Below are 20740 nucleotides of genomic sequence, written 5' to 3'. Positions count from 1 at the left end.
CGGCCCCGGGAACCGGCGGGCGATGCCGCAGTCAGACTGTTGCCATCGTTCAGCGTTTCCTTGACACCAGGCCTGTGACAGAATCCCGCACCATGACAAAGACACTGCAGACTTCCCTGATCACCATCGCCGGCATCTCCGCTGCCCTGGTCGCACTGATCGGCGGCATGTGGGCGGCCAACAACCTGTTCGCGCCCGCCACCCTGGCGAACTCCGACCTCGATGCCACCTACATGGAAGGCGGCCGTGATATCACCGACTTCCAGCTGGTGGATCACAACGGCGATTCCTTCACCCGGGCGGATCTCGAGGGTCAGTGGACCCTGCTGTTCTTCGGTTTCACCCACTGCCCCGACATCTGTCCCATGACCCTGGCCGAGCTCAGCCGCGTTCACGAGATGATGGAGGATCAGGGCAAGGGCGGAGAACTGCAGACCGTGTTCGTCACCGTGGACCCGAAACGCGACACGCCGGAGCGCCTGGAGGCGTACGTCACCAATTTCCGCGATGATTTCCGTGGTATCACCGGCTCCCTGGACGAGATCGACGTGCTTGCGCGAGACATGGGCATTGCCCACATCCGCCATGACGAAGACGGCGGCAACGACTACATGGTGGACCACGGCGCCTCGGTGCTGCTGGTGAACCCGGACGGGCGCTTCCAGGCCATGTTCGGCTCGCCGCATCGGGCCCGGGAAATTGGTCGCGACCTGGCCACCATTCTCGATTTCCATGGCTCGTCCTGAATCCTCCGGGCGGGCTACCCACAGCGGTGACCAGCGGTATCTCACCGGCGCAGCCAGCCTTGCCGACCGGCTCAAGTCGCTGCCCCTGTACCCGCTACCGCAGCACGCGGTCTCCCGGCTCACCCACCGGGTCACGCGGAGCCGGCGGAAATGGCTGCGGCGAGCGCTGACCCGCTGGTTCATCCGCCGTTTCGGCGTAGACATGGGCGAGGCGCTGGAACCGGACCCGGACGCCTACCCGGACTTCAACAGTTTCTTCACCCGGGCCCTGAAACCCGGTGCGCGCCCCATGCCGGAGGACGATGACGCCCTGTGCTGCCCGGCGGACGGCGCCGTGAGCGCCCTGGGTCATTTGCACGACCAGCGGATCATCCAGGCCAAGGGCCAGGACTACTCGCTGGTGGACCTCCTTGGGGGATCGGCGGACCGGGCGGCGCCGTTCCTGGACGGCGCCTTCGCCACCATCTACCTGTCACCGGCGAACTACCATCGGGTGCACATGCCGGCGGGCGGAACCCTGCGGGAGATGGTCCATATCCCGGGACGGCTGTTCAGTGTCGGGCGCCATACGGTGCGCACGGTGCCACGGCTGTTCGCCCGCAACGAACGCGTCGCCTGCCTCTTTGACACCTCCGCCGGCCCCATGGCCATGGTGCTGGTGGGCGCCATCAACGTGGGCAGCATCGAGACGACCTGGGCCGGCGAGGTGACCCCGCCCCGGGGACGCGCGCTGCACGCCCGGCGTTATGACACCAACCCCGTGCAGCTGGAACGCGGCGAAGAGATGGGGCGCTTCAACATGGGCTCGACGGTAATCCTGCTGTTTCCGCCGGCGACGGTCACATGGAAGCGAGAGCTTGATGCCGACGTGCCGGTGCGATTGCATCAGGCGCTGGGGACACTCCGCCCCGGCGCCTGACACCTATACGGTATTCAGCCGGCGGCGTCCAGTCCGGCTCGGCAGCCAGCCGCCTCGATACCGGCAACGGCACAGGCCTGGTCCTCCGGCGAGGCGTCACCGCTGACACCCACGGCACCGATGATCCGCTCGGCACCGTCCAGCACCAGAACACCACCAGGGACGGGCACGAATTCGCCGTTGGACGCCGTGGCCACACTGGCCAGGAAGGCATCACGGCCCTGGTTGCGTTCACCGACCACACCACTGCCGATGCCAATACCCAGAGCGGCACCGGCCTTGCCCCGCGCGACTTCCACGCGGCGGATGCCGGAGCCGTCTTCGCGGTCCAGGGACACGATGTGCCCTCCGGCGTCCACCACCACGACGGTGAGAGGCTGCAACCCCCGGCGGCGCCCCTCGGCGAGACTCGCGGCAATGATTTCCCGGGCGGTCTGCAGCGGGAGGGTGACGGTCAGCTTGAAGACGTCTGCGGGCATGAATGGAACTCCTCAATGAGATAGTGGAAACCTGACCGCTCATCGCAACAGATCAGGAGCGGAAACTCCAGCGGGTCGACAGCACGCGGGTCTTCCGCGAGACTGTGCCGGCATTGCGGCGGACGCAACCAAGGAACGCGACGGACAGGAGCGACACCGATGACTTTTCTGCAGAACGACCACCTGGGCAAGTTCCTGCTGCGCCTGACGCTGGGCCTGCTGATGCTACCCCACGGCATCGCCAAACTGCTGGGCGGCGTCGACCACATTCAGGGCATGCTGGCCAGCGCCGGGTTGCCCCAGTGGCTGGCCTTCGGCGTATTCATCGGCGAAATCCTGGCGCCGCTGATGGTCATCGCCGGGTGGTACTGTGGCATCGGCGCGCTACTGATTGTCATCAACATGCTGTTTGCCATCTTCCTGGCCCACTCTCACGAGATCTTCGCGCTCTCGGGAACCGGTGGCTGGGCCATCGAGCTGCAGGCCTTCTTCCTGTTCACCGCTGTGGTCCTGATCCTCACCGGTCCGGGCCGTATCGGGCTGAACCGTCACTAACCAGGCCGGCGGCGAGGATCACTCGCCGCGGCCACCGGCCTGATCGGTATCCTGGTGTTGCAGTTGCGCCTGGGCGCGTGCGGCGTGGGTGCGAATCCAGATGCTCAGCGGGAAACGGGCGACCAGCAGGGCGATGGCAGCCCAGAAACCCCAGCCGAAGCCGGCGACACCGACAACCGGTGCCTCCCAGTTGATGACCACCCCGACCACCACCGGGATCAGCGCAATGACAATGAGCATGTCCACCACCAGTAGACGCGCCCACGTGACCCGATCCGCAGCAATCAGCAGCAGCGCGGCAATACCCAGCAGGGCAAGCACAATCAGGGTGGCCATGGCCCACGCCCCGCCGATATCCATCAGCGTCCAGACGCCCCCGTCGCCCAGTTCCACCAACGGCGCATAAAGAAGGCCCACTGCCACCAGGGCAAACAGGGCATGGAGCAGTGGCAGCTCCCGCCCCGGGGTCGCCGGCGGCGGCGCGTTGTCGTGATCAGTCATGAGTCAGAATTCCCCTTGCCGGTGCCAATCCGCAGCAGATTCTGCCACAGCCTGATGGCACCGTGGGTGATCGTGGACTTGTCCGGCGCCTCCTTCACTGTCCCGTTGCCCGAGTCCGCGTTAGGCTTGGGACCAACGAGCCTTTGCCAACAAAGCCTGCGTCGGCCATCGATGGAGCGCCCCATGGATCACGAGACTTACCGCGACGCCTTGCGCCGGGAGCTGGCCGGCGCCGAAGTGGCCTTCAGTGCCGAGGAACTGGATCGGCGTGAAGACAAAGTCCGTCACGCCATGGCGCAACGCGGTCTCGAGGCGCTACTGGTGACTGCCCCCGCGGACATCTTCTACCTCACCGGTTACACCACCTTCGAGGTGTCGGTCCATGCCTGCCTTGTCCTCGGTCCCGGCTATGCGGCCCTGCAAGTGCCTTCCATCGAAACCGGACCTGCGGTGGTCTGCACCCGCGTCAGTGAGCTCATGGGCTATCGCTGGGAAGACACCGGCGGACCATTGGCACCGCTCACCGACCTGCTCGCGGGCACGCGCACGGTGGGTTATGACGCCTGGCAACCGGGTTTCCGCCCCGCTCTGCTGGATGGGTTGCGCCGTGCCCTGCCCGGGTGCGGTTTTCACGACGCCGGCGATCTGCTGCCGGCCATCCGGCGCGTGAAAAGCGCCGCCGAAATGGACTACCTTCGCCGCAGCGCCGCCATCACCCGCCAGGGCCTGGACGCGGCGGAGGCAGCCATCACGGCAGGCACTACTGACAGCGCCGTCGCGGCAGCCGGGGCACAGGCCATGCTGGGTGGCGGCAGCGAATTCATGAGCATGCAGCCGATTGTCACAACCGGCCCGCGCAGCAGCGTCATCCACACCAATCACAACGGTCGCGTTCTACGCGACGGCGACCCGGTGTTCATGGAATTCGGTGCCAGCGTCCACCGCTACACCGCGCCGATGATGCGCACGCGCATCTGCGGCACCCCGGATCAGCACATGGAACGGATTCGCGCGACCTGCCGGGCGCTATTCGAGACGTTGACCGAACACATGCGCCCGGGCCATACCTTCGATGACGCCGCCCGCGCGGCGGAAGCCACCATGGCGCCGGTGGCCGATGAGGCGTTCTTCTCTGGCGTGTTCGGATACACCGTCGGGGCCGGATTCCCGCCCTCATGGGTGGAAGGGTCCGGATTCATTGCACGGGGACAGGACACACTGTTCCGGGAGAACATGGTCTTTCACCTGCCGTTGTGCCTGCGCCTCCCCGGACGCTGGGGAATCGGCATAAGCGAGACCGTGCGGATATGCGCCGCGGGGGCAGCCGAGCCTCTTATCGAGAACGTCTGGGACTTCTGAAAAACCGTAAGGCGTTTTCGGAGTTTGCAGCCCAATCGTGTATCATCCCTCCTTTATCGGAGTCGAGAGCCGCGCAGCAGCATGACCCCATGCTCCGGCAGCGCACGCAAGTGCGCGCCGTGCCGCCGCGGCAACTCCGAAACAGCTGGCGCTGGCTTTCCCCGATCGGTCGAGTCGCGATCGCCCTGACCGGCAAGATCGCTTGACTCCAAGGGGCAGGCCCGGTATCCGGGCGGAATGCCTTCGATCATCACTGCAATGGCTGGCGCGCAGCCCGTTCACAGCAATCTAGTCCGGCAAGGGGGCGGCGTGTCGGCGCACGCTGATTCAGGGAGCCCCACGGCGGAAAACACCAGGAGGACAGGAGCGTGACCTTCAGTCTCGAGCAACACGGCATCCGCGTGGACACCGTCCTGCGCAACCCCACCCCCGCACGCCTCTATGAAGAGGCCCTCGCCTACGAGGAAGGCAGCGCCATCTCCGCAAGCGGCGCACTCATCGCCCAGTCCGGAGCAAAGACCGGCCGCAGCCCCGGGGACAAGCGCGTGGTGGAACACCCGGACATCATGGACGACGTGTGGTGGGGGGCAGTGAACATCGGCCTGGAAACCGACAGCTTCAAGAGCCTGCGCGAGCAGGCCCGGCAGCACCTGTCTGCCTGCGAGCGGCTGTACGTGGTGGACGGCTTCGCCGGCTGGGATCCGAACTACCGGGTCAAGATCCGTGTCATCTGCGAACGCGCCTACCATGCCCTGTTCATGTACAACATGCTGATCCGGCCCACCCGTGATGAACTGGCCGACTTCGGTGAGCCCGACTACGTCATCTACAATGCCGGCCGCGCCAGGGCGAATGAGAGCATCGACGGTGTCAGCTCCGGCACCAGCGTCAGCCTCTGCCTGCAGTCGGGCAGCTTTGTCATCCTCGGCACAGAGTATGCCGGCGAGATGAAGAAGGGCGTATTCACCATCATGAACTACCTCATGCCCGGCCAGGGCGTGCTGTCGATGCACTGCTCGGCGAACGAGGGCACCGACGGCGACGTCTCGGTCTTCTTCGGCCTGTCCGGGACCGGCAAGACCACCCTGTCGGCGGATCCGCGCCGGCGGCTGATCGGCGACGACGAGCATTGCTGGAGCGACAACGGCGTGTTCAACATTGAAGGCGGCTGCTACGCCAAGGTCATCGATCTGGATCCGCGGGCCGAACCGGAGATCTACAACGCCATCCGCTTCGGCTCCATCCTGGAGAACGTCGTCTTCGACCCGGAGACGCGACAGGTGGACTACCACGACAACAGTCTGACCGAGAACACCCGCTGCTCCTACCCGGTGGAGTTCATCGACAACGCCAAGATTCCGTGCACCGGCGGCACTCCGTCGAACATCATCTTCCTCACCTGCGACGCCTTCAGCGTGCTGCCACCGGTGAGTCGCCTCAACCCGGCCCAGGCCATGTACCACTTCATCAGTGGTTACACGGCCAAGGTTGCCGGCACCGAAATGGGCGTCACGGAACCGGAGGCCACCTTCTCGGCCTGCTTCGGCGCACCGTTCCTGGTTTGGCACCCGACCCGCTACGCCGATCTGCTGGCCGAGCGCATCCGCAACAGCGGTGCCAATGTGTGGCTGGTGAATACGGGCTGGACCGGTGGTCCTTACGGGCAGGGGCAGCGCATGAGCCTGGCGCATACCCGCGCCATCATCGATGCCATCCACGACGGCTCCCTGGCGGAGGCGGAGACCAGTCCGGACCCGGTGTTCGGCGTGGCGGTGCCCACGTCCTGCCCCGGCGTACCCAGCGAGGTTCTCACGCCAGCGAACACCTGGGATGACCAGGACGCGTACCGCGAGATGGCGGCACATCTGGCGCAGCTGTTCCAGCAAAACTTCCAGGCGTACGCCGATCAGGCCAGCGAAGAGCTGCGCAATGCCGGCCCGCGAGTACCGGACGGCAAGTTCAAGCGTTCCGGCACGGCCTGATCCTGCGGCAACGGCTTACCGCGTCAGTTACTCTGGCAGCCACCGTCGGTCGACGGTGGCTGCCAGCATTCTATACCGTCGGGATCGACTCCGGCCGCGTCCGCCGACAGCGCAACCACCGCCCCCATTGATTTCCCCCTGGACGCCCCCACACCTGACCCCTGCCACCCGGGCTACCGGGAACACTCTTGCCACCTGACGGAGGCACTATGTCCGCACCGCAGATCCTGATGATTGTCACCAGCGCCGACACCATGACCAGCGGCAAACAGACCGGGCTCTGGCTTGAAGAGTTTGCCGTTCCTTACCAGATCTTCAAGCAGCACGGCGCCGACGTCACCGTGGCGAGCCCACGCGGCGGCGCGACTCCGGTGGACCCCCGCAGCACCCCGGACGATGCCCAGAAACAGGAGTGGCAGGAAGCACAACAGCGTCTGCAGAATACCCGCTCGCTGGGCGACGTGCAGGCGGCCGACTACGACGCGGTGTTCCTGCCAGGGGGCCACGGCACCATGTTCGACCTGCCGGAGAACCCGCAGCTGGTAACGCTTCTTGAGGCGTTCGCGACCGGGGACAAGGTCATAGCGGCAGTCTGCCACGGTCCGGCGGGGCTCGTGGGCGTCAAAGGCAAGGACGGCCGGCCGTTGGTGGCCGATCGCCGGGTGGCCGTCTTCACCGACGAGGAGGAACGGGCCGTGGAACTGGACCAGGACGTGCCGTTCCTGCTGGAGACGCGCTTCCGCGAGCTCGGTGCCCTGGTCGAGCCGGCACCGGCGTTCCAGGTCCATGCCCTGCACGACGGCCGCCTGGTCACCGGCCAGAACCCGCCATCCAGCGCCCGCACCGCGGAGCTGACGCTGGAGGCACTGACCGCTGACTGAACCCGCTGCTGACTGAGCTTGGAGGAAACACGGGCCGCGGCCCGTGTTTCCTCAGGCGCGTCGCAGGGTCTGCTGGAGCACCAGGCCCAGCACTATCAGACCCAGGCCGACGAAGGTCGACGCCATGATGTGCTCGCCCACCAGTATCCTGATGAACACCAGGGACAGGAACGGTGACAGGAAAATCAGATTGCCGATCCGCGAGGCGCTACTGGTCAGGCGCATGGCGCCGAGCCACAGGGCGAAGGCAAGCCCCATCTCGAACATGCCGACGTAGGCCGCCCCCACCAGCCCGCGCCAGTCATCCGGCACCAGCCCCACTGTCAGCGCACACACCAGCAGCACCACCGGCGTCGCCATGGCGAAGTTGCTGAACAGTGCCACCAGGGGCGGCCGATGGTCCCGCGCGGAACCGATCCAGTACAGCGCCCAGAGCACCGTACTGCCCAGCGCCAGAAGGACACCGATGGGATTAGCGAATTCCGGAGCGAAGATGTCGCCCCGGGTAGCGATCACCCAGACGCCGGCATAGGCGATCACGCCACCGATCACGTCCCAGCGGCTCAAACGTTGCCCCAGCAACGGGATGGACAGCAGCGCCAGGGTGAAGGCCCAAGTGTAGTTCAGCGGCTGCGCCTCCTGTGCCGGCAGGCGGTCATAGGCCTCGAATAGCACCAAGTAGTAGAGGAAAGGATTGCAGAGACCGAGAACCAGCGACCGCAGCGCGTCCCGCCGGGCCGTGGCCAGGAGCACCGACAGCTGGCCACTGGCCACCAGCAGCGCCCCCAGAGTCAGCAGCGATACCACGCTTGCCCACGCCAGCAACTGGATGGGCTGCAGGTACTCCAGCGAGAGCTTGAAGGCGGTGGCCACCGTGGACCACAGTAGTACCGCTCCGAGCGCCAGCAGTGTTGCACGGGTTTCCTGCGCCACGGCATCTCCCCGATGGTAGTCCCTGCGCCCCGAGACAGGGCACGGATAACGCGTTACTGTGAAGTGTCATAACGAGCGCAGCAAATCGCCTCAACCGATACGAGGAGGCCGCCCATGAGCGCAACCCGGCATCTGCTTGTGGTCGCCCATGCGCCGTCACCGAACACACAGAAGCTGGTGGATGCGGTACTGCGAGGGGCGAGCCACGAAGACGTGGAATACGTGAGTACCCGCCACGTCCCCCCGCTGGAGGCCGGTCCCGACGACGTGCTTGCCGCCAATGCCATCATTCTCGGCACCACCGAGAACCTGGGCTACATGAGCGGCGCCCTGAAGGACTTCTTCGACCGCATCTACTACCCCTGCCTGGAGGAGACCCAGGGACTGCCCTATGCACTCTACGTGCGCGCGGGCCGGGACGGCACCGGCACCCGCCGGGCGGTGGAGTCCATTGTCACCGGGCTGCGCTGGCAACCGGCCCAGGATCCCCTGATCTGCCGCGGTGAATTCCAGGACCAGTTCGTGACGGACTGTGAAGAGCTGGGGCTGTACATGGCCGCCGGACTGGACACGGGCATTCTCTAGTGTCCGGTCCCCGCGTGCTTCCGCGCTTCGAGCCGCTCAACCCACCCTTGCCGCGTCGTCAGCCTTGCAATATCGATACAGAAACTGTACAACTTCGGACTAAATCAGTCATCGGAGTTGGGGATGTCCAGAGAGTTCAGCATGCTGATCGTGAGCTTCAGTACCTATGTGAGCCAGCGTGCCAGGCAGTGGCAGGAACACGGCCTCGGAGCCACACCGGCCGGCTTGCAGAGCCTGGAAGAGTGGGCCCTGCGTAGCGGCGAGCTGGCCCGTTCCCTCGACCACCTGCACGAACACGAGACCTTCGCCCGTGACAGTGATCACCCGCGTCCTTGCGAGCAGCTGCAGACGGCAGCCGGGGAGATCGAGTCCCTCACCCTGACCCTGCGCAACAACCTGGAACGGCTGAGCGGAACCGGCGCCACGCCGCCCGCTGGTTTCGAAGCCACCATCCGCTGCCTGGAGCAACTCCGGCACATAATGACCGAGCTTCACCGGCGCCTGCCCCGGGCCTCCAACCCCGGGGACAACCCAGCCACGGGCGTGCTGGCAGACGCCTGCTGATCGATGCCGGGTTGCAGGGGGGGGACTGCCTGCTGTTGAATGCGGACTTTCCCGGCCGAGGATTCTGTTGTGGAAGTATCCGCTTTCGATATTCAGCGACCGTTTGATCCTGCCATTGAACCGCTGGTGCGCGATGACGAAGACGGCTGGTGGTTCCTGTTTCGCCAGCGAGACCTGTTGCTGAGCCGACTGGACGAACGGCGGGTGCAACCCCTGTATGGCGCTGGCGATCCGCGCCCGCAACACGCCGAACAGCCGGAACCGCATTTTCTCGGGCGCCTGGATGGAACCCCCTGCTTCGCCGCCGAACTCGCAGGCGCAGCACCCGATGGGGACCTTATCGAGCGTGACCTGTTCCGCCTCCATGGGCGTATGGACATGGACCTGTTTCTGCTCGCCGGGCGCGCTTTCCAGATTCTGGAGTGGGATCGCAATCACCGCTTCTGCGGGCGCTGCGGCGCAGCGACGTACCGCGCCGAGGCTCAACGGGCGCGGGTCTGCCCCGCGTGCGGCTACAGCCAGTTTCCGAGGCTGACGCCGGCCATGATGGCCCTGGTCCGCCGCGGGCGTCAGTTACTGCTCGCCAGTGCGCCCCGATTCCCTGAGGGTTTCTACAGCGTTCTGGCCGGCTTTACCGAACCGGGCGAGACGCTGGAGGCGTGCGTGCGCCGGGAAGTGCGCGAGGAGGTCGGCCTGGAGGTGGAGAATATCCGCTACTTTGCCTCCCAGTCCTGGCCGTTCCCGCACTCGTTGATGGTCGCTTTCATCGCCGATTATGCGGGTGGTGACATCCAGGTGGACGGCGAGGAGATCCTGCACGCCGACTGGTTCACCCCGGAGGATTTACCCCAGGTGCCCGGCGAGATATCCATCGCCGGGCACCTGATCCGGTGGTTCGTGAATCAGCATCGCTGAGGAATGGCCGATCAGCATCGGAACCGGTATTCCTGCATGCCGTTGCTGAGCAGCACCGAACGGTCCAGGTGCCAATCGGGCAACAACCGCTGCAACTCCCCGCTGCTGTGGCGGGGTGGCCGCACACCCGCGTCGTCGGCCGGCTGCCGATCGCCGCGAAGGCCATCCGCCGCCAGACTGTACACCAGAGGGCGCGACGGGATCACGGCGGCACCATAGGCGATCAGCATGTGCAGAACCGTTCCGGGCACGGCGAGTGACGCAAGGTGCTGCCCCAGGGCACGAATCCCGCCGTGGGAGAGGTAATCCGCCAGCCCCCAGCACAGGATCAGCTCGCTGTCGGCAAACGAGCGAGCAGGCAGGGCACGCTGTAGGTACTCGTCCGCTCCCGCCCCCTTCAATAGGTCATCGGCGTCAGCGAGCTCCAGGAGCGCATCAGCGATGCCGAGCCGGCACCGGTATCCACTCAGGTACGCCACCGTGGCAGACCGCGGCGGCCCCAGGTCCAGCAGCGTCATGCGCTCATCGCTGCCCAGGCGCGTGAGACTTTCCGCCAGGAGTGGCACCTGCAGCAGCTCACCACCGGCCCGGGAGGACGAGGACACGGCATCCGCTTTCACTGCCATTACTCACCTTCTCAGAAGGTTAGTAAGCACGCTCATACACCAATCCGGGAACCGCCACCACCGGGACGTCAGGATCCGCTTCCGGCACCGGTCTTGCGGGAGGTCGCGCTACCGCTGCCAGACTTGCCGGTCTGTTCGCCGCCCTCCTCCTTGGTCGCCTTGCTACTGCCGGCCCCCTGCTCCGGCGCCGTGGCACTCCCGGAATCCGACCCAGTGGACGCGCCGGTGGATACACTGCCGCCGCCCCCCGTGGTCGCGCCCTTGTCCGCGCCCGCCGCCGACCTCGTCGCCGCCGAGCCCGAGGGCCCGCCCATGGCAGCGGCCACGGCATCGGCGTCCATTTCGATGGCCCCTTTGAACGTGGCGCCATCCTCCAGGCTCACCCGCGGTGCCGTCACGTTGCCGCGCACTCTCGCGCTGCCGCGGATTGCCACCCGCTCGACGCCATAGAGATCGCCTTTCACCGTCCCTTCCACGATCACGTTATGGGCGTAGAGGTCGGCTTCCACCTGGCCCTTGGCACCGATGGTGAGGCTATGATCCTGCAACTGCACCGCGCCTGTAACGTGCCCCTCGATGAGCAGATCCTCTTCACCTTTGAGGGTCCCATCAATGTGGATCGACGGCCCGATCACCGCCGCCTCGCGACGGCGCACACCGCCCTGCCCCGGTGCTTCCCAGTCCTGGGCCACCGGCGCCACAGGCGCAGTTTCCGGAAGTTCATCTTCGGGCCGATCACGGTCGTGCCCGCTCCCTCGTTTACCGATATCGAACATGGCCATGAGCCCTTCACCTCCAGAACGTCTCTCAGTCTCGTCGCTCCCGGCCGAAGCCCAGGGAGTGTGCAACGGTAACCGCAACCAGCGGTACCGGGTAACTGTCACTGCGCGACGACAGCCTGGCCGGTCAGCGAAGCCCGCCGATTGACCCTGACGGCGCGGGATAGCGAGCCTGCGCATGCCTAGGTAGAGTGTAGGGCAGCGTGGGCGCTGCGCATTACCAGCGCGCCTGCGAGCCAACCATCCGCAACACGGGAAGTGAATCCATGCAGAGTTCCTTGATCCGTCGCCTTCTGGCCCTGCCCCTGATCGTCGTGCTGGTTGTCAGCGGTTTCGCCATGCAGACCGCCGCAGCGGGCATTGTTGGCACCGAAACCGCCCTGGAACAGCCGATGGGCAGCGAGCAGCAACGCCTGATCGGGCTACTGGAACGGGACGATGTCCAGGAGCAATTGATTGCCCGTGGCGTGGACCCGGAGCATGCTGCCGAACGGGCAGCAAGCCTCTCCGACGCCGAGGCGGCAGAGCTCACCGCCCAGATCGACGCCCTGCCCGCCGGTGGCAGCACGGTGGTTCTGCTTCTGGTGATCATCCTCCTGCTGCTGGTCCTGCGATGACCCGGCGCGCGCTGCTGGCCGCAGTCGGCCTTATGCTGCTGACAGGCTGCGCGACCGGGCCAGCACCCGAGGAGGCCGGGCTGGACACCACGGCATACGGGCTGACGAGCCAGGTGGAACTCACGGACGTGCCGTTCCACCCGCAGGACGCCTACCAGTGCGGCCCCGCCGCCCTGGCCACGATGATGAACGTCGCCGGCGTCGACACCGACGCCGACGCCCTGAAGCCGGAGGTCTACCTCCCCGCTCGCCAGGGCAGCCTCCAGCCGGAGCTCCGCTCGGCCAGCCGGCGCCAGGGCCTGGTGCCCTACCCGCTGGAGCCGGACTTCGGTGATCTGCTGCAGGAACTGGCCGCCGGGAACCCGGTGCTGGTGCTGCAGAACCTGGCGCTGGAGGCGTATCCGGTCTGGCACTACGCGGTGACGGTGGGCTACGACCTGGAGGCGCAGGAAATGATCCTGCGCTCCGGCACAACCCGGCGCGAGACAGTGTCATTCAGGCGGTTCCTGCGAACCTGGCGCAGCGGCGATCACTGGGCCATGACGCTGCATCCCCCGGGGGAATTCCCGGCGACCGTCGACGCCGACACCTACCTGCGTGCGGTGGCACCGCTGGAGAACGTGGCACCCGACGCGGCGCAGACGAGCTACGAGCAGGCCGCCCGGCGCTGGCCGGCGCATGCGATCCCGCACCTGGGGCTCGGCAACCTGGCCTACGCCCGCACAGCTTACACCGACGCGGAAAGCCACTACCGACAAGGCCTGGAGCGCGACCCGGAGGTCACGGCGCTGCACCACAACCTGGCCTGGTCGCTGCTCCAGCAGGGCAAGGACGAGGCCGGACTGAAACACGCCCGGCAGGCCGCGGCACTGGCCGGAACGGGAGACTCCCACTACTACACGGCGCTGGAGGCGGCGCTGGGCCACCGCTGAGTGCCCCCTGCATCCGCCCGGAGGAGAAAACAACGCCATGGCGCGACTCGAGTGGTTCTTCGACGTCATCTGCCCCCACACGTTTCTGGCCGCGTCCCGGATCGAGACCCTGGCGCGGGCGACGGGCCACGAACTGCTGCTGCGCCCGGTGTCCCTGGCAAGTCTGTACCAGCGCCAGCGGTTGCCGTCACAGCCGGAACAGCAATGGCCGGAGAACAAGCGGACACTGTTCCGCATGGATACCCACCGCCAGGCCGAACTCGCCGGCCTGCGTTTACGGGGGCCGCTGCAGCGTCCGGTGACGGAAAGCGCGCTAGCGCAGCAACTCCTGGCCGGTGCGCCGGGGGACGCGCGCGCGCCGTTAATGCACGCGCTGCTCAGCGCTGCCTGGGAGCGCGGCAAACCGCTGGACGACGAGGGCCTGTTGCAGCGGCTCGCGGATGACCATGGCGTGGACCCCGCACTGGCCTACGCCGAGAAAAGCCTGGCAGCGCTTGAGGACAACACCGAGGAGGCAGCGGCACGCGGTGTCTTCGGGGTGCCCACCGTCATGCTGGGCGATGATCTCTGGTGGGGCGCGGATCGGTTGCCGTTGGTGGCCGCAGCGCTGGGCGGCGCGCCGCCGGCACAGACATCCTATCCGGACGGTCATCGTCGGCGGCTGGAGGTCTTTCACGATTTCTCCAGCCCGTTCTCCTATCTTGCCTGCACGCAAGTCGAGCGCATTGCCGCAGAGCACGGCGCAGAGCTTATCTGGCGACCAATGCTGCTGGGTGCACTGTTCAAGTCCATCGGTACACCGATGATTCCGTTACAGGCCATGAGCACCAACCGCCAGGCCTGGGGTGTCCGCGACATGCAACTCTGGGCCCGTGAGTGGGGCGTGCCGTTCCACTTCACCAGCCACTTTCCGTTGAATACCGTTCTGGCTCTGCGGGTCTCCGCGGTCGCCCCCGAACTGATCCAACCGCTGTATCGCGCAGCCTGGGCCGAAGATCGGGACCTTGGCGATCAGAGCACGGTCTCCGCCATCATCCGGGACAACGGCCTGGATCCAGCCGAGGTGCTCGACCGCGCTACGGCGGACGACAACAAAGCGGTGATCAAGGAGAACACCGCCAGGGCGGAAGCCCTGGGTGCCTGCGGCGCACCCACACTGGTGGTGGACAATAGGCTCGTGTTCTGGGGGCAGGACCGCCTGGACATGGTCGCCCACGCCCTGGATGGCTGGGTACCGGAGATCGACGCGCCGCGCGACACCTGAAACCACAACTCATGGTCTATGCCCCGCTCAGAGCCCGGGCGGGGCACGGAAACCGCCGAACAACGCTTCCAGGTGCCGGGCGAAGGCGAGGCTGGTGTAGTCCTCCAGGTAGGGGCCGACCACCTGGATACCCACCGGCAGGCCGTCCGCGGTCTGTCCCACCGGCACCACCGTCGACGGCAGGTAGGCCACACCGATGAGCCCGGCCCAGACCAGCACATCCATGTAGGGGCGATCCTCGCCGTTGACCACCAGCCGACGCTCGGCCATGGGCTGGGTGTGGTCGTGAGGGAACGGCCGGGTGTGGATCACGGGGCAGAGCAGCACGTCGATGTCCCGGAACAGCGTCTGCCAGGCCGCCCGCAGGTGCTGGCGCCGCTCGTTGAGCCCGAGCCACTGGGCATGGCGCTGGGTAGCGCCCAGGGCAAATATCGACGGGTAGTCGTCCGCCGTGGCGGCATCCGGGGCAGCCGTCTCCGCCTGGCGCAGCATGCCGGTGAAGACCTTCTCCGGCAGCCCCCGGCCCATGGTCGCCGTCAGCAGCCGGTAGTAGAGTTCGTGGGACTCGCGGAGATCGACCCCCGGCGGCCGCGCAGTGCTGTCCACACTCACGCCGGCATCGCCAAGCCTGCGCACAACGCCTTCCAGAACCTGCACCACCTCGGCGTCCACGGCGCAGCCCGGGTCATCAAGCCAGGCTCCCACACGGAACTCACTGAGCTGCCGATGCCGCGCCGCGGGCAATTCCAGCCGCCACCCCGGCGCGTCCTCGGCATCCGGCCCGGTCAGCAGGTCCATGGCCAGCTCCAGGTCATCCACGTTGCGCGCCAGCGGCCCTGCAACGCTGATGTCGGCGCGCGCCAGCGTTCCCGGCGGACCCGGGATATGGCCACGACTTGAGAGCACCCCGTAGCTGGGCTTGTGACCACACACCCCGCAGAAGGCAGCCGGGGTGCGAATGGAACCGCCGATATCACTGCCCAGCTCCAGCGGGGTCAAGCCCGCGGCCAGGGCGACGGCGGAGCCGCCGGAAGAGCCGCCTGGGGTGCGGGTCACGTCCCACGGATTGTTGGTGGTGCCGTAGATCTCGTTATAGGTCTGCAGGTCCCCTGCGTACAGGGGCGTGTTGGTCTTGCCGTAAATCACGGCGCCGGCGTCAACAAGCCGCTGCACGGAGACCGCATTGCGTTGCGGATAGTGCTCCCGCAGCTTCGGGGCACCGGCTGTTGCCGGCATCCCCACGAGCTCGTAGGTTTCCTTGACGGTCATGGGAATGCCGTGCAGGGGCCCCCAGAGCTCACCGCGGTCCAATGCCGCGTCGGCGGCCCGCGCATGCTCACGGGCCGACTCCGGATCGCTGACGACCACGGCATTGAGCGCCGGGTCGTGGCGGGCCACACGATCCAGGAAATACTCCAGCAGCTCGACAGCGGTCACTTCCCGCTCGCGAACCATCACCGCCAGTCGTGTTGTGGAACAGTATGCCGGTTCCATGCTCTCCCCCTTGTCCCCGGCCCCGGACCGCAGAGCCGGCATTGTTGTAGACTGCGCATTTTCCATCATGCCCCGTAACCGAGTTACGAGATACCAGCCAAGCATGGCCATGCCCGACCACGGACGCAATCCGGTCCCGCCCTGGCGCCGTCTGGACGGGACCACGGTCTTTTTCACCCTGCTGGCACTCGGCGCCGGCGGCGCCACCTGGTGGCTGCATGGCGGCGCGGTCTTCAACCAGACGCTGGGCCGCGCAGTGGGGCTGCTTGCCTGGATCACGCCCGTGCTCCTGGGTGCGCTGATGGTGGGTGCCTATATGCAGCGGCTCATCCCGCGGGCCACCATGGAGCACTGGCTGGGTGGTCGCAGCGGCCTGCGCGGACTCGTTGTCGCCACCGCCGCTGGCGCCATCACGCCGGGCGGCCCCTTTGCGGCGTTTCCGCTGGTGGTCGGACTCTACCGTGCAGGGGCTTCGACGCCGGTGTGCGTGTCCTACATCACCGCCTGGTCGGTGTTGGGCCTCAACCGCGCGCTGGTATGGGAACTCCCGTTCCTGGGACCGGATCTCGTCCTTCTGCGGCTGCTGGTGTCGCTGCCGTTGCCGTTCCTGGCGGGCTATCTCACGGTGTTCCTGACGCGGTGGCAGCGGCCATGATGACGGTGATTGCCTACGGCACCATCGCACTGTTGCTGGTGCTCACTGCCATTGCAGCCCACCGGCGCGCGGACATCCACCATGCCGACGTAGCCACCGATGCATGGATTCAGCTGCAGCCTTTGCTGCTCAGGCTGCCGCCGGCCCTCCTGGCCGGTGTCTTCCTGGCGGCGCTGGTTCCGGAACAGCAGGTGGTGGCAATCCTGGGTGAGGCCTCGGGCCTGCGCGGCATCCTGCTGGCCACACTCATCGGTGGTCTGTTACCCGGCGGCCCCATGATCGCCTTTCCCCTGGGGCTGGCGCTGCTGGAGGCGGGCATGGGCGTACCGCAGATGGTCACGCTGGTCACTGCCTGGTCAGTGCTTGCCGTACACCGGCTGCTGGTGTTCGAGGCGCCCATGATGGGCTGGCGGTTCACCGGTCTCCGGCTGCTCGCCAGTGTGCCGCTGGCGCCGGCCGCCGGTTGCCTGACCCTGGCCATTGAGGCGCTGATCAGCTGATGGGCATGCGCACTGGCGGCAAACCCACTGCCGATGACGTACCATCCCGGCGATGACCACCGAGGACCTCACTCGCAACGGCCTGGGCCGGACACTGTTCAGCATGACCTGGCCCATGCTGTTCGGCGTTGTTTCACTACTGGGCTTCCAGCTCGTGGACAGCGCCTTCATCGGGCAGCTGGGCGTGGAACCTCTGGCAGCGCTGGGTTTCACCCTGCCCATGCAGCAGCTGATCATCGGCTTCCAGGTGGGGCTCGGCATTGCCACCACGGCGGTCATCTCGCGCACCCTGGGCAATGGCGATGCGGAGCGGGCCCGTCGCCTCGGAGGCCTGGTGGTGATCAGCGGTTCACTGGCGGTGGCCCTGCTCTGCGGTCTGCTCTGGCTGGTCCGTGCGCCGGTGGTGACCAGCATCGGGGCCGACGCGGAGCTGCTGCCCCTGATCAGTACCTTCTGGGTTCCATGGCTGCTGAGCGCCTGGTGCGGGGCGGTACTGTATTTCGGCTACAGCGTCATGCGTGCCCACGGCGACACTCGATCACCGGGGCTGTGGATGGTGGTCACCAGCCTGATCAATCTGGTGCTGGATCCGCTGTACATCTTCGTCTTCGGTTGGGGCCTCCCCGGAGCGGCGTGGGCGACGGTGACGGCGTTCACCGTGGGAATACTGGCCATCTATCCTGCCCTGCTACGACGTCGACTGTTCCACTTCGACCTGCTCAGCATCAATCCGCTGCCGGCACTGCGCCAGATTGCCGGTATTACCGGGCCCGCCATGGTCAGCCAGCTCATGCCGCCGGTCTCGGCCATGCTCGCCACGGCACTGGTGGCCGGTTTCGGCTCCAGCGCCGTGGCCGCCTGGGGCCTCGGCACGCGGCTGGAGTTCTTTTCCATCGTGGTCGTGCTGGCGCTGACCATGTCCCTGCCGCCCATGGTGGGCCGGTTTCTGGGCGCCGGTGAACTCCACCATGTACGCACGGTGGTCCGCATCGCGGTCCGCTTCGTACTGGTCTGGCAGCTGGCCATTGCCCTGCTCTGGCTCGCCCTCTCCGGCGTGCTCTCCCGGTTGCTCACCCAGGATGAATCCGTCGCTGCCACGCTTCAGGACTACCTGCTCCGGGTACCGCTGAGCTACGGCGCGCTGGGGGTGTGCATGATCATGGTGTCGGTATGCAATGCGCTGGGCCTGCCCCTGCGTGCACTGGCCATCTCACTGGTTCGGCTGTTCCTGTGCTACCTACCCATGCTGTGGCTCGGCGCCTGGATGTTCGGTCTCACCGGCGTATTCACCGGCGCCCTGCTCGGCAATCTCGCCGCCGGTACGGCCTCGTGGCTTCTCTACCGCCACGGGATGCGCCTGTTGACCCGGGAGCAGGAGGGGTTGGGCAGGGAGTCCGGGTTACGGCATGATAAGGCGCCAAGTCACTGACCCATTGCAGGAGAACACCATGAGCAGCATAGCCGACCAGATGCCGGACATGTCCCTGGAGACCGCTGCGCTGGTCCAGGAAGAAACCTTCACAGATGGCAAAGTCGGCGCTATCCGCCGCATGACCCCGGTGCACACCGACGGCACGCGGGATGAATCACGCCCGGTGACGTACAACGGCCAGACCCAGGTCATGACCCAGGGTGGCGCGCTGCCCCTGTCCTTCGAGATCGAGGCGGACAGTCTGGAGCAGGCCGTGGAACGGTTTGCCGAGACCGCGAATCAGGCACTGGAAGACATGGTCCGACGCATCGAGGAGATGCAGCGTGAGCAGGCCACATCCATCGTGACGCCCGGGCAAGGCGGTGGTGGTGGTTTTGGCGGCATGGGCGGCGGCCAGGGCCCCGGCGGCGGGATCCAGCTTCGCTGAGCCGACAAATGTAGTAGAATGTTGCGGTGCCGTATGATCAACGCTGTCATGCGGCGCGTTCGGGCGGGTGCTGCGCGCGAATGAAGCGCCTCACTCGCCATATTCCGAAACGGGTTATAGCTTATTCGAATAACCCATTTCACACATATTCCTTTTAGCCCTATCCTGCTCCCAAATCGTCATCGCCGGTACTGAAACGATTGCAAGCTGATGCCGCGATGGCCCGGTACAGACAGTCATGACGCCTACCCAAGGCGGGGCAGGCACGGAACGACCAGGGGGAACTGGCAACATGAGCATGGCCACAGAGCGCGTGATCGACGTGCATCACTGGAACGATACGCTGTTCAGCTTCCGCACGACCCGCGACCCGTCCCTGCGTTTCGAGAACGGACAGTTCGTGATGATCGGACTGAAGGACGAAAGCGGCAAGAAGCTCATGCGCGCCTACAGCATCGCCAGCCCGAACTATGAGGATCACCTCGAGTTCTTCAGCATCAAGGTGCCGGATGGCGCCTTGACCTCGCGACTGCAGCACATCAAGGAAGGCGACGAGGTCATCACCAGCCGCAAGCCGACGGGTACGCTGGTGCTCAGCGACCTGCTGCCGGGCAAGAACCTATACCTGTTCAGCACCGGCACTGGCCTGGCGCCTTTCCTCAGCGTGATCCAGGATCCGGAAGCGTACGAGCGGTTCGAGAAGATCGTGCTGATCCATGGCGTCCGCTACAAGAGCGAACTGGCCTACCTGGGTTTCCTGGAGAACGAACTGCCCGATCACGAAATTCTCGGCGAAATGATCGGCGAGAAGCTGATCTACTACCCGACGGTGACCCGCGAGGAATACCGTAATCAGGGGCGCATCACCCACCTGGTGGAGAACGGTAAACTGTTCGAGGACATTGGGCTGCCGCCGCTGAACCCGGAACACGACCGCGCCATGATCTGTGGCAGCCCGGCCATGCTCGAGGACATCAGCAACATGCTGGATGAACGCGGCTTCAAGCAATCGCCGCGCATTGGTGTCGCCGGCGACTATGTCATCGAACGTGCCTTCGTCGAGAAGTAACGCACCCGATTCTTCCCCGGCCCATCAGGGCCGGGGCGCATTGATCTGCATCAACACCGACCTCTCCTGCCGCAGGCATCCTTGCGCCTCCTTTCGCTACCCCAAAGGAGGCAGTCGTGGCGGATCAGTTTCAGGATATCCATCAGAGCTACGGCCGCTGCCTGCGCCGCCGTGATTTCCTCGAACGCTTCTACACCCTGCTGCTGGACTCCTCGGAAGAGATCCGGCCCATCTTCGCCACCACCGATTTCGGCCACCAGCGCCGGGCCCTGCGCCGGGGCATCACCACGGCGATTCTGTTCGCCAGCGGCAGTGACATCGTGACCCGGGAAGTGGAGCGCATGGCCGAGGTCCATAGCCGTCGCGGACGTGCGCCGGTGCGCCCACCGCTCTACGAGTACTGGCTGAACACGCTGTTGCAGGCGGTGCGGGAACGCGACCCCGAAATCACCCCGGAGCTGGAACACCGATGGCAACAGGCCATGCGCCCGATCATCGACCATTTCCAGCGGGCCTACTGAACCGC

The 20740-nt window shown here is 66.1% G+C and carries 24 protein-coding genes; 18 read left to right on the top strand and 6 right to left on the bottom strand.

Features of this window, described 5'->3' with window-relative positions:
* Positions 1 to 92 precede the first annotated feature (92 nt).
* Both KU884_RS05375 and asd read left to right on the top strand, forming a co-directional pair.
* A complete protein-coding gene (locus KU884_RS05375; protein ID WP_167781652.1) occupies positions 93 to 746 on the top strand; it encodes an SCO family protein in 654 nt (217 codons plus the stop codon).
* On the top strand, positions 733 to 1665 hold the full coding sequence (gene asd, locus KU884_RS05370; protein WP_167781651.1) for an archaetidylserine decarboxylase: 933 nt from the start codon (positions 733 to 735) through the stop codon (positions 1663 to 1665). Before KU884_RS05375 ends, asd begins: the two co-directional genes overlap by 14 nt.
* A 14-nt stretch (positions 1666 to 1679) precedes the next feature.
* On the opposite strand, the gene KU884_RS05365 is transcribed toward asd, so the two are convergent.
* Positions 1680 to 2144, bottom strand: a complete 465-nt coding sequence (locus KU884_RS05365) for a heme-binding protein (protein ID WP_167781650.1) — start codon at positions 2142 to 2144, stop codon at positions 1680 to 1682.
* A 159-nt stretch (positions 2145 to 2303) separates the two neighbouring features.
* Here KU884_RS05365 and KU884_RS05360 point away from each other — a divergent pair, with 159 nt between their 5' ends.
* Positions 2304 to 2699, top strand: coding sequence for a DoxX family protein (locus KU884_RS05360; protein ID WP_167781649.1), 396 nt, complete (start codon positions 2304 to 2306; stop codon positions 2697 to 2699).
* Positions 2700 to 2717: 18 nt separating this feature from the next.
* Here the strand turns inward: KU884_RS05360 and KU884_RS05355 are convergent, their stop codons facing one another.
* Positions 2718 to 3200 (bottom strand): hypothetical protein, encoded by a 483-nt coding sequence (locus tag KU884_RS05355; protein ID WP_167781648.1) that lies wholly within the window; start codon positions 3198 to 3200, stop codon positions 2718 to 2720.
* A 183-nt stretch (positions 3201 to 3383) separates the two neighbouring features.
* Between KU884_RS05355 and KU884_RS05350 the strand changes: the two genes are divergently transcribed.
* From KU884_RS05350 to KU884_RS05340, 3 genes are all read left to right on the top strand, one after another.
* On the top strand, positions 3384 to 4559 hold the full coding sequence (locus KU884_RS05350; protein ID WP_167781647.1) for a Xaa-Pro peptidase family protein: 1176 nt from the start codon (positions 3384 to 3386) through the stop codon (positions 4557 to 4559).
* A 368-nt stretch (positions 4560 to 4927) separates the two neighbouring features.
* Complete coding sequence (pckA, locus tag KU884_RS05345; protein ID WP_167781646.1) at positions 4928 to 6541, top strand: phosphoenolpyruvate carboxykinase (ATP); 1614 nt, start codon at positions 4928 to 4930, stop codon at positions 6539 to 6541.
* A gap of 209 nt (positions 6542 to 6750) precedes the next feature.
* Positions 6751 to 7422, top strand: coding sequence for a type 1 glutamine amidotransferase domain-containing protein (locus KU884_RS05340; RefSeq protein ID WP_167781645.1), 672 nt, complete (start codon positions 6751 to 6753; stop codon positions 7420 to 7422).
* Positions 7423 to 7473: 51 nt separating this feature from the next.
* On the opposite strand, the gene KU884_RS05335 is transcribed toward KU884_RS05340, so the two are convergent.
* Positions 7474 to 8355 (bottom strand): DMT family transporter, encoded by an 882-nt coding sequence (locus tag KU884_RS05335; protein WP_167781644.1) that lies wholly within the window; start codon positions 8353 to 8355, stop codon positions 7474 to 7476.
* Positions 8356 to 8469: 114 nt separating this feature from the next.
* On the opposite strand from KU884_RS05335, the gene KU884_RS05330 reads away from it, so the two are divergent.
* The 3 genes from KU884_RS05330 (at position 8470) to nudC (ending at position 10419) form a co-directional block, all read left to right on the top strand.
* Positions 8470 to 8940 carry a flavodoxin family protein gene (locus KU884_RS05330; RefSeq protein ID WP_167781643.1) on the top strand — a complete coding sequence of 157 codons (471 nt, stop codon included), beginning with the start codon at positions 8470 to 8472 and terminating at the stop codon, positions 8938 to 8940.
* A gap of 123 nt (positions 8941 to 9063) precedes the next feature.
* Positions 9064 to 9504, top strand: coding sequence for a hypothetical protein (locus KU884_RS05325; RefSeq protein ID WP_167781642.1), 441 nt, complete (start codon positions 9064 to 9066; stop codon positions 9502 to 9504).
* Positions 9505 to 9573: 69 nt separating this feature from the next.
* A complete protein-coding gene (gene nudC / locus KU884_RS05320; RefSeq protein WP_217351421.1) occupies positions 9574 to 10419 on the top strand; it encodes an NAD(+) diphosphatase in 846 nt (281 codons plus the stop codon).
* 11 nt (positions 10420 to 10430) lie between these two features.
* Here nudC and KU884_RS05315 read toward each other — a convergent pair whose 3' ends face one another.
* Positions 10431 to 11045, bottom strand: coding sequence for a hypothetical protein (locus KU884_RS05315; RefSeq protein ID WP_167781640.1), 615 nt, complete (start codon positions 11043 to 11045; stop codon positions 10431 to 10433).
* 68 nt (positions 11046 to 11113) lie between these two features.
* Positions 11114 to 11827, bottom strand: a complete 714-nt coding sequence (locus KU884_RS05310; RefSeq protein ID WP_167781639.1) for a polymer-forming cytoskeletal protein — start codon at positions 11825 to 11827, stop codon at positions 11114 to 11116.
* Between the two features lie 263 nt (positions 11828 to 12090).
* Here KU884_RS05310 and KU884_RS05305 point away from each other — a divergent pair, with 263 nt between their 5' ends.
* Genes KU884_RS05305 through KU884_RS05295 form a run of 3 tightly spaced genes read left to right on the top strand, consistent with a single transcriptional unit; the run spans position 12091 to position 14637 of the window.
* A complete protein-coding gene (locus tag KU884_RS05305) occupies positions 12091 to 12441 on the top strand; it encodes a PA2779 family protein (protein WP_167781638.1) in 351 nt (116 codons plus the stop codon).
* On the top strand, positions 12438 to 13373 hold the full coding sequence (locus KU884_RS05300) for a PA2778 family cysteine peptidase (RefSeq protein WP_167781637.1): 936 nt from the start codon (positions 12438 to 12440) through the stop codon (positions 13371 to 13373). Before KU884_RS05305 ends, KU884_RS05300 begins: the two co-directional genes overlap by 4 nt.
* A gap of 37 nt (positions 13374 to 13410) precedes the next feature.
* Positions 13411 to 14637, top strand: a complete 1227-nt coding sequence (locus KU884_RS05295; protein WP_167781636.1) for a 2-hydroxychromene-2-carboxylate isomerase — start codon at positions 13411 to 13413, stop codon at positions 14635 to 14637.
* 27 nt (positions 14638 to 14664) lie between these two features.
* Here the strand turns inward: KU884_RS05295 and KU884_RS05290 are convergent, their stop codons facing one another.
* Entirely contained in the window at positions 14665 to 16131 is a 1467-nt protein-coding gene (locus tag KU884_RS05290; RefSeq protein ID WP_167781635.1) for an amidase, read from the bottom strand.
* Positions 16132 to 16234: 103 nt separating this feature from the next.
* Between KU884_RS05290 and KU884_RS05285 the strand changes: the two genes are divergently transcribed.
* The 6 genes from KU884_RS05285 to KU884_RS05260 all read left to right on the top strand — a co-directional run bounded on the left by KU884_RS05285 (position 16235) and on the right by KU884_RS05260 (position 20735).
* Complete coding sequence (locus KU884_RS05285) at positions 16235 to 16786, top strand: permease (RefSeq protein WP_254432181.1); 552 nt, start codon at positions 16235 to 16237, stop codon at positions 16784 to 16786.
* A complete protein-coding gene (locus tag KU884_RS05280; RefSeq protein ID WP_254432180.1) occupies positions 16783 to 17286 on the top strand; it encodes a hypothetical protein in 504 nt (167 codons plus the stop codon). Before KU884_RS05285 ends, KU884_RS05280 begins: the two co-directional genes overlap by 4 nt.
* Before the next feature lie 52 nt (positions 17287 to 17338).
* The gene (locus KU884_RS05275) at positions 17339 to 18715 is read left to right on the top strand and encodes an MATE family efflux transporter (RefSeq protein WP_167781634.1); all 1377 of its coding nucleotides are present in this window, start codon (positions 17339 to 17341) and stop codon (positions 18713 to 18715) included.
* A 19-nt stretch (positions 18716 to 18734) separates the two neighbouring features.
* Complete coding sequence (locus KU884_RS05270; RefSeq protein ID WP_167781633.1) at positions 18735 to 19145, top strand: hypothetical protein; 411 nt, start codon at positions 18735 to 18737, stop codon at positions 19143 to 19145.
* A gap of 292 nt (positions 19146 to 19437) precedes the next feature.
* A complete protein-coding gene (locus KU884_RS05265) occupies positions 19438 to 20214 on the top strand; it encodes a ferredoxin--NADP reductase (RefSeq protein ID WP_167781632.1) in 777 nt (258 codons plus the stop codon).
* 116 nt (positions 20215 to 20330) lie between these two features.
* Positions 20331 to 20735, top strand: a complete 405-nt coding sequence (locus tag KU884_RS05260) for a globin (RefSeq protein ID WP_167781631.1) — start codon at positions 20331 to 20333, stop codon at positions 20733 to 20735.
* Positions 20736 to 20740: the final 5 nt, after the last annotated feature.

The sequence above is a fragment of the Aquisalimonas sp. 2447 genome (genome assembly GCF_012044895.1).
GTDB lineage: Bacteria > Pseudomonadota > Gammaproteobacteria > Nitrococcales > Aquisalimonadaceae > Aquisalimonas.
The sequence above is the reverse complement of the archived record's forward strand: the minus strand, read 5'-3'. Positions and strand labels throughout refer to the sequence as shown.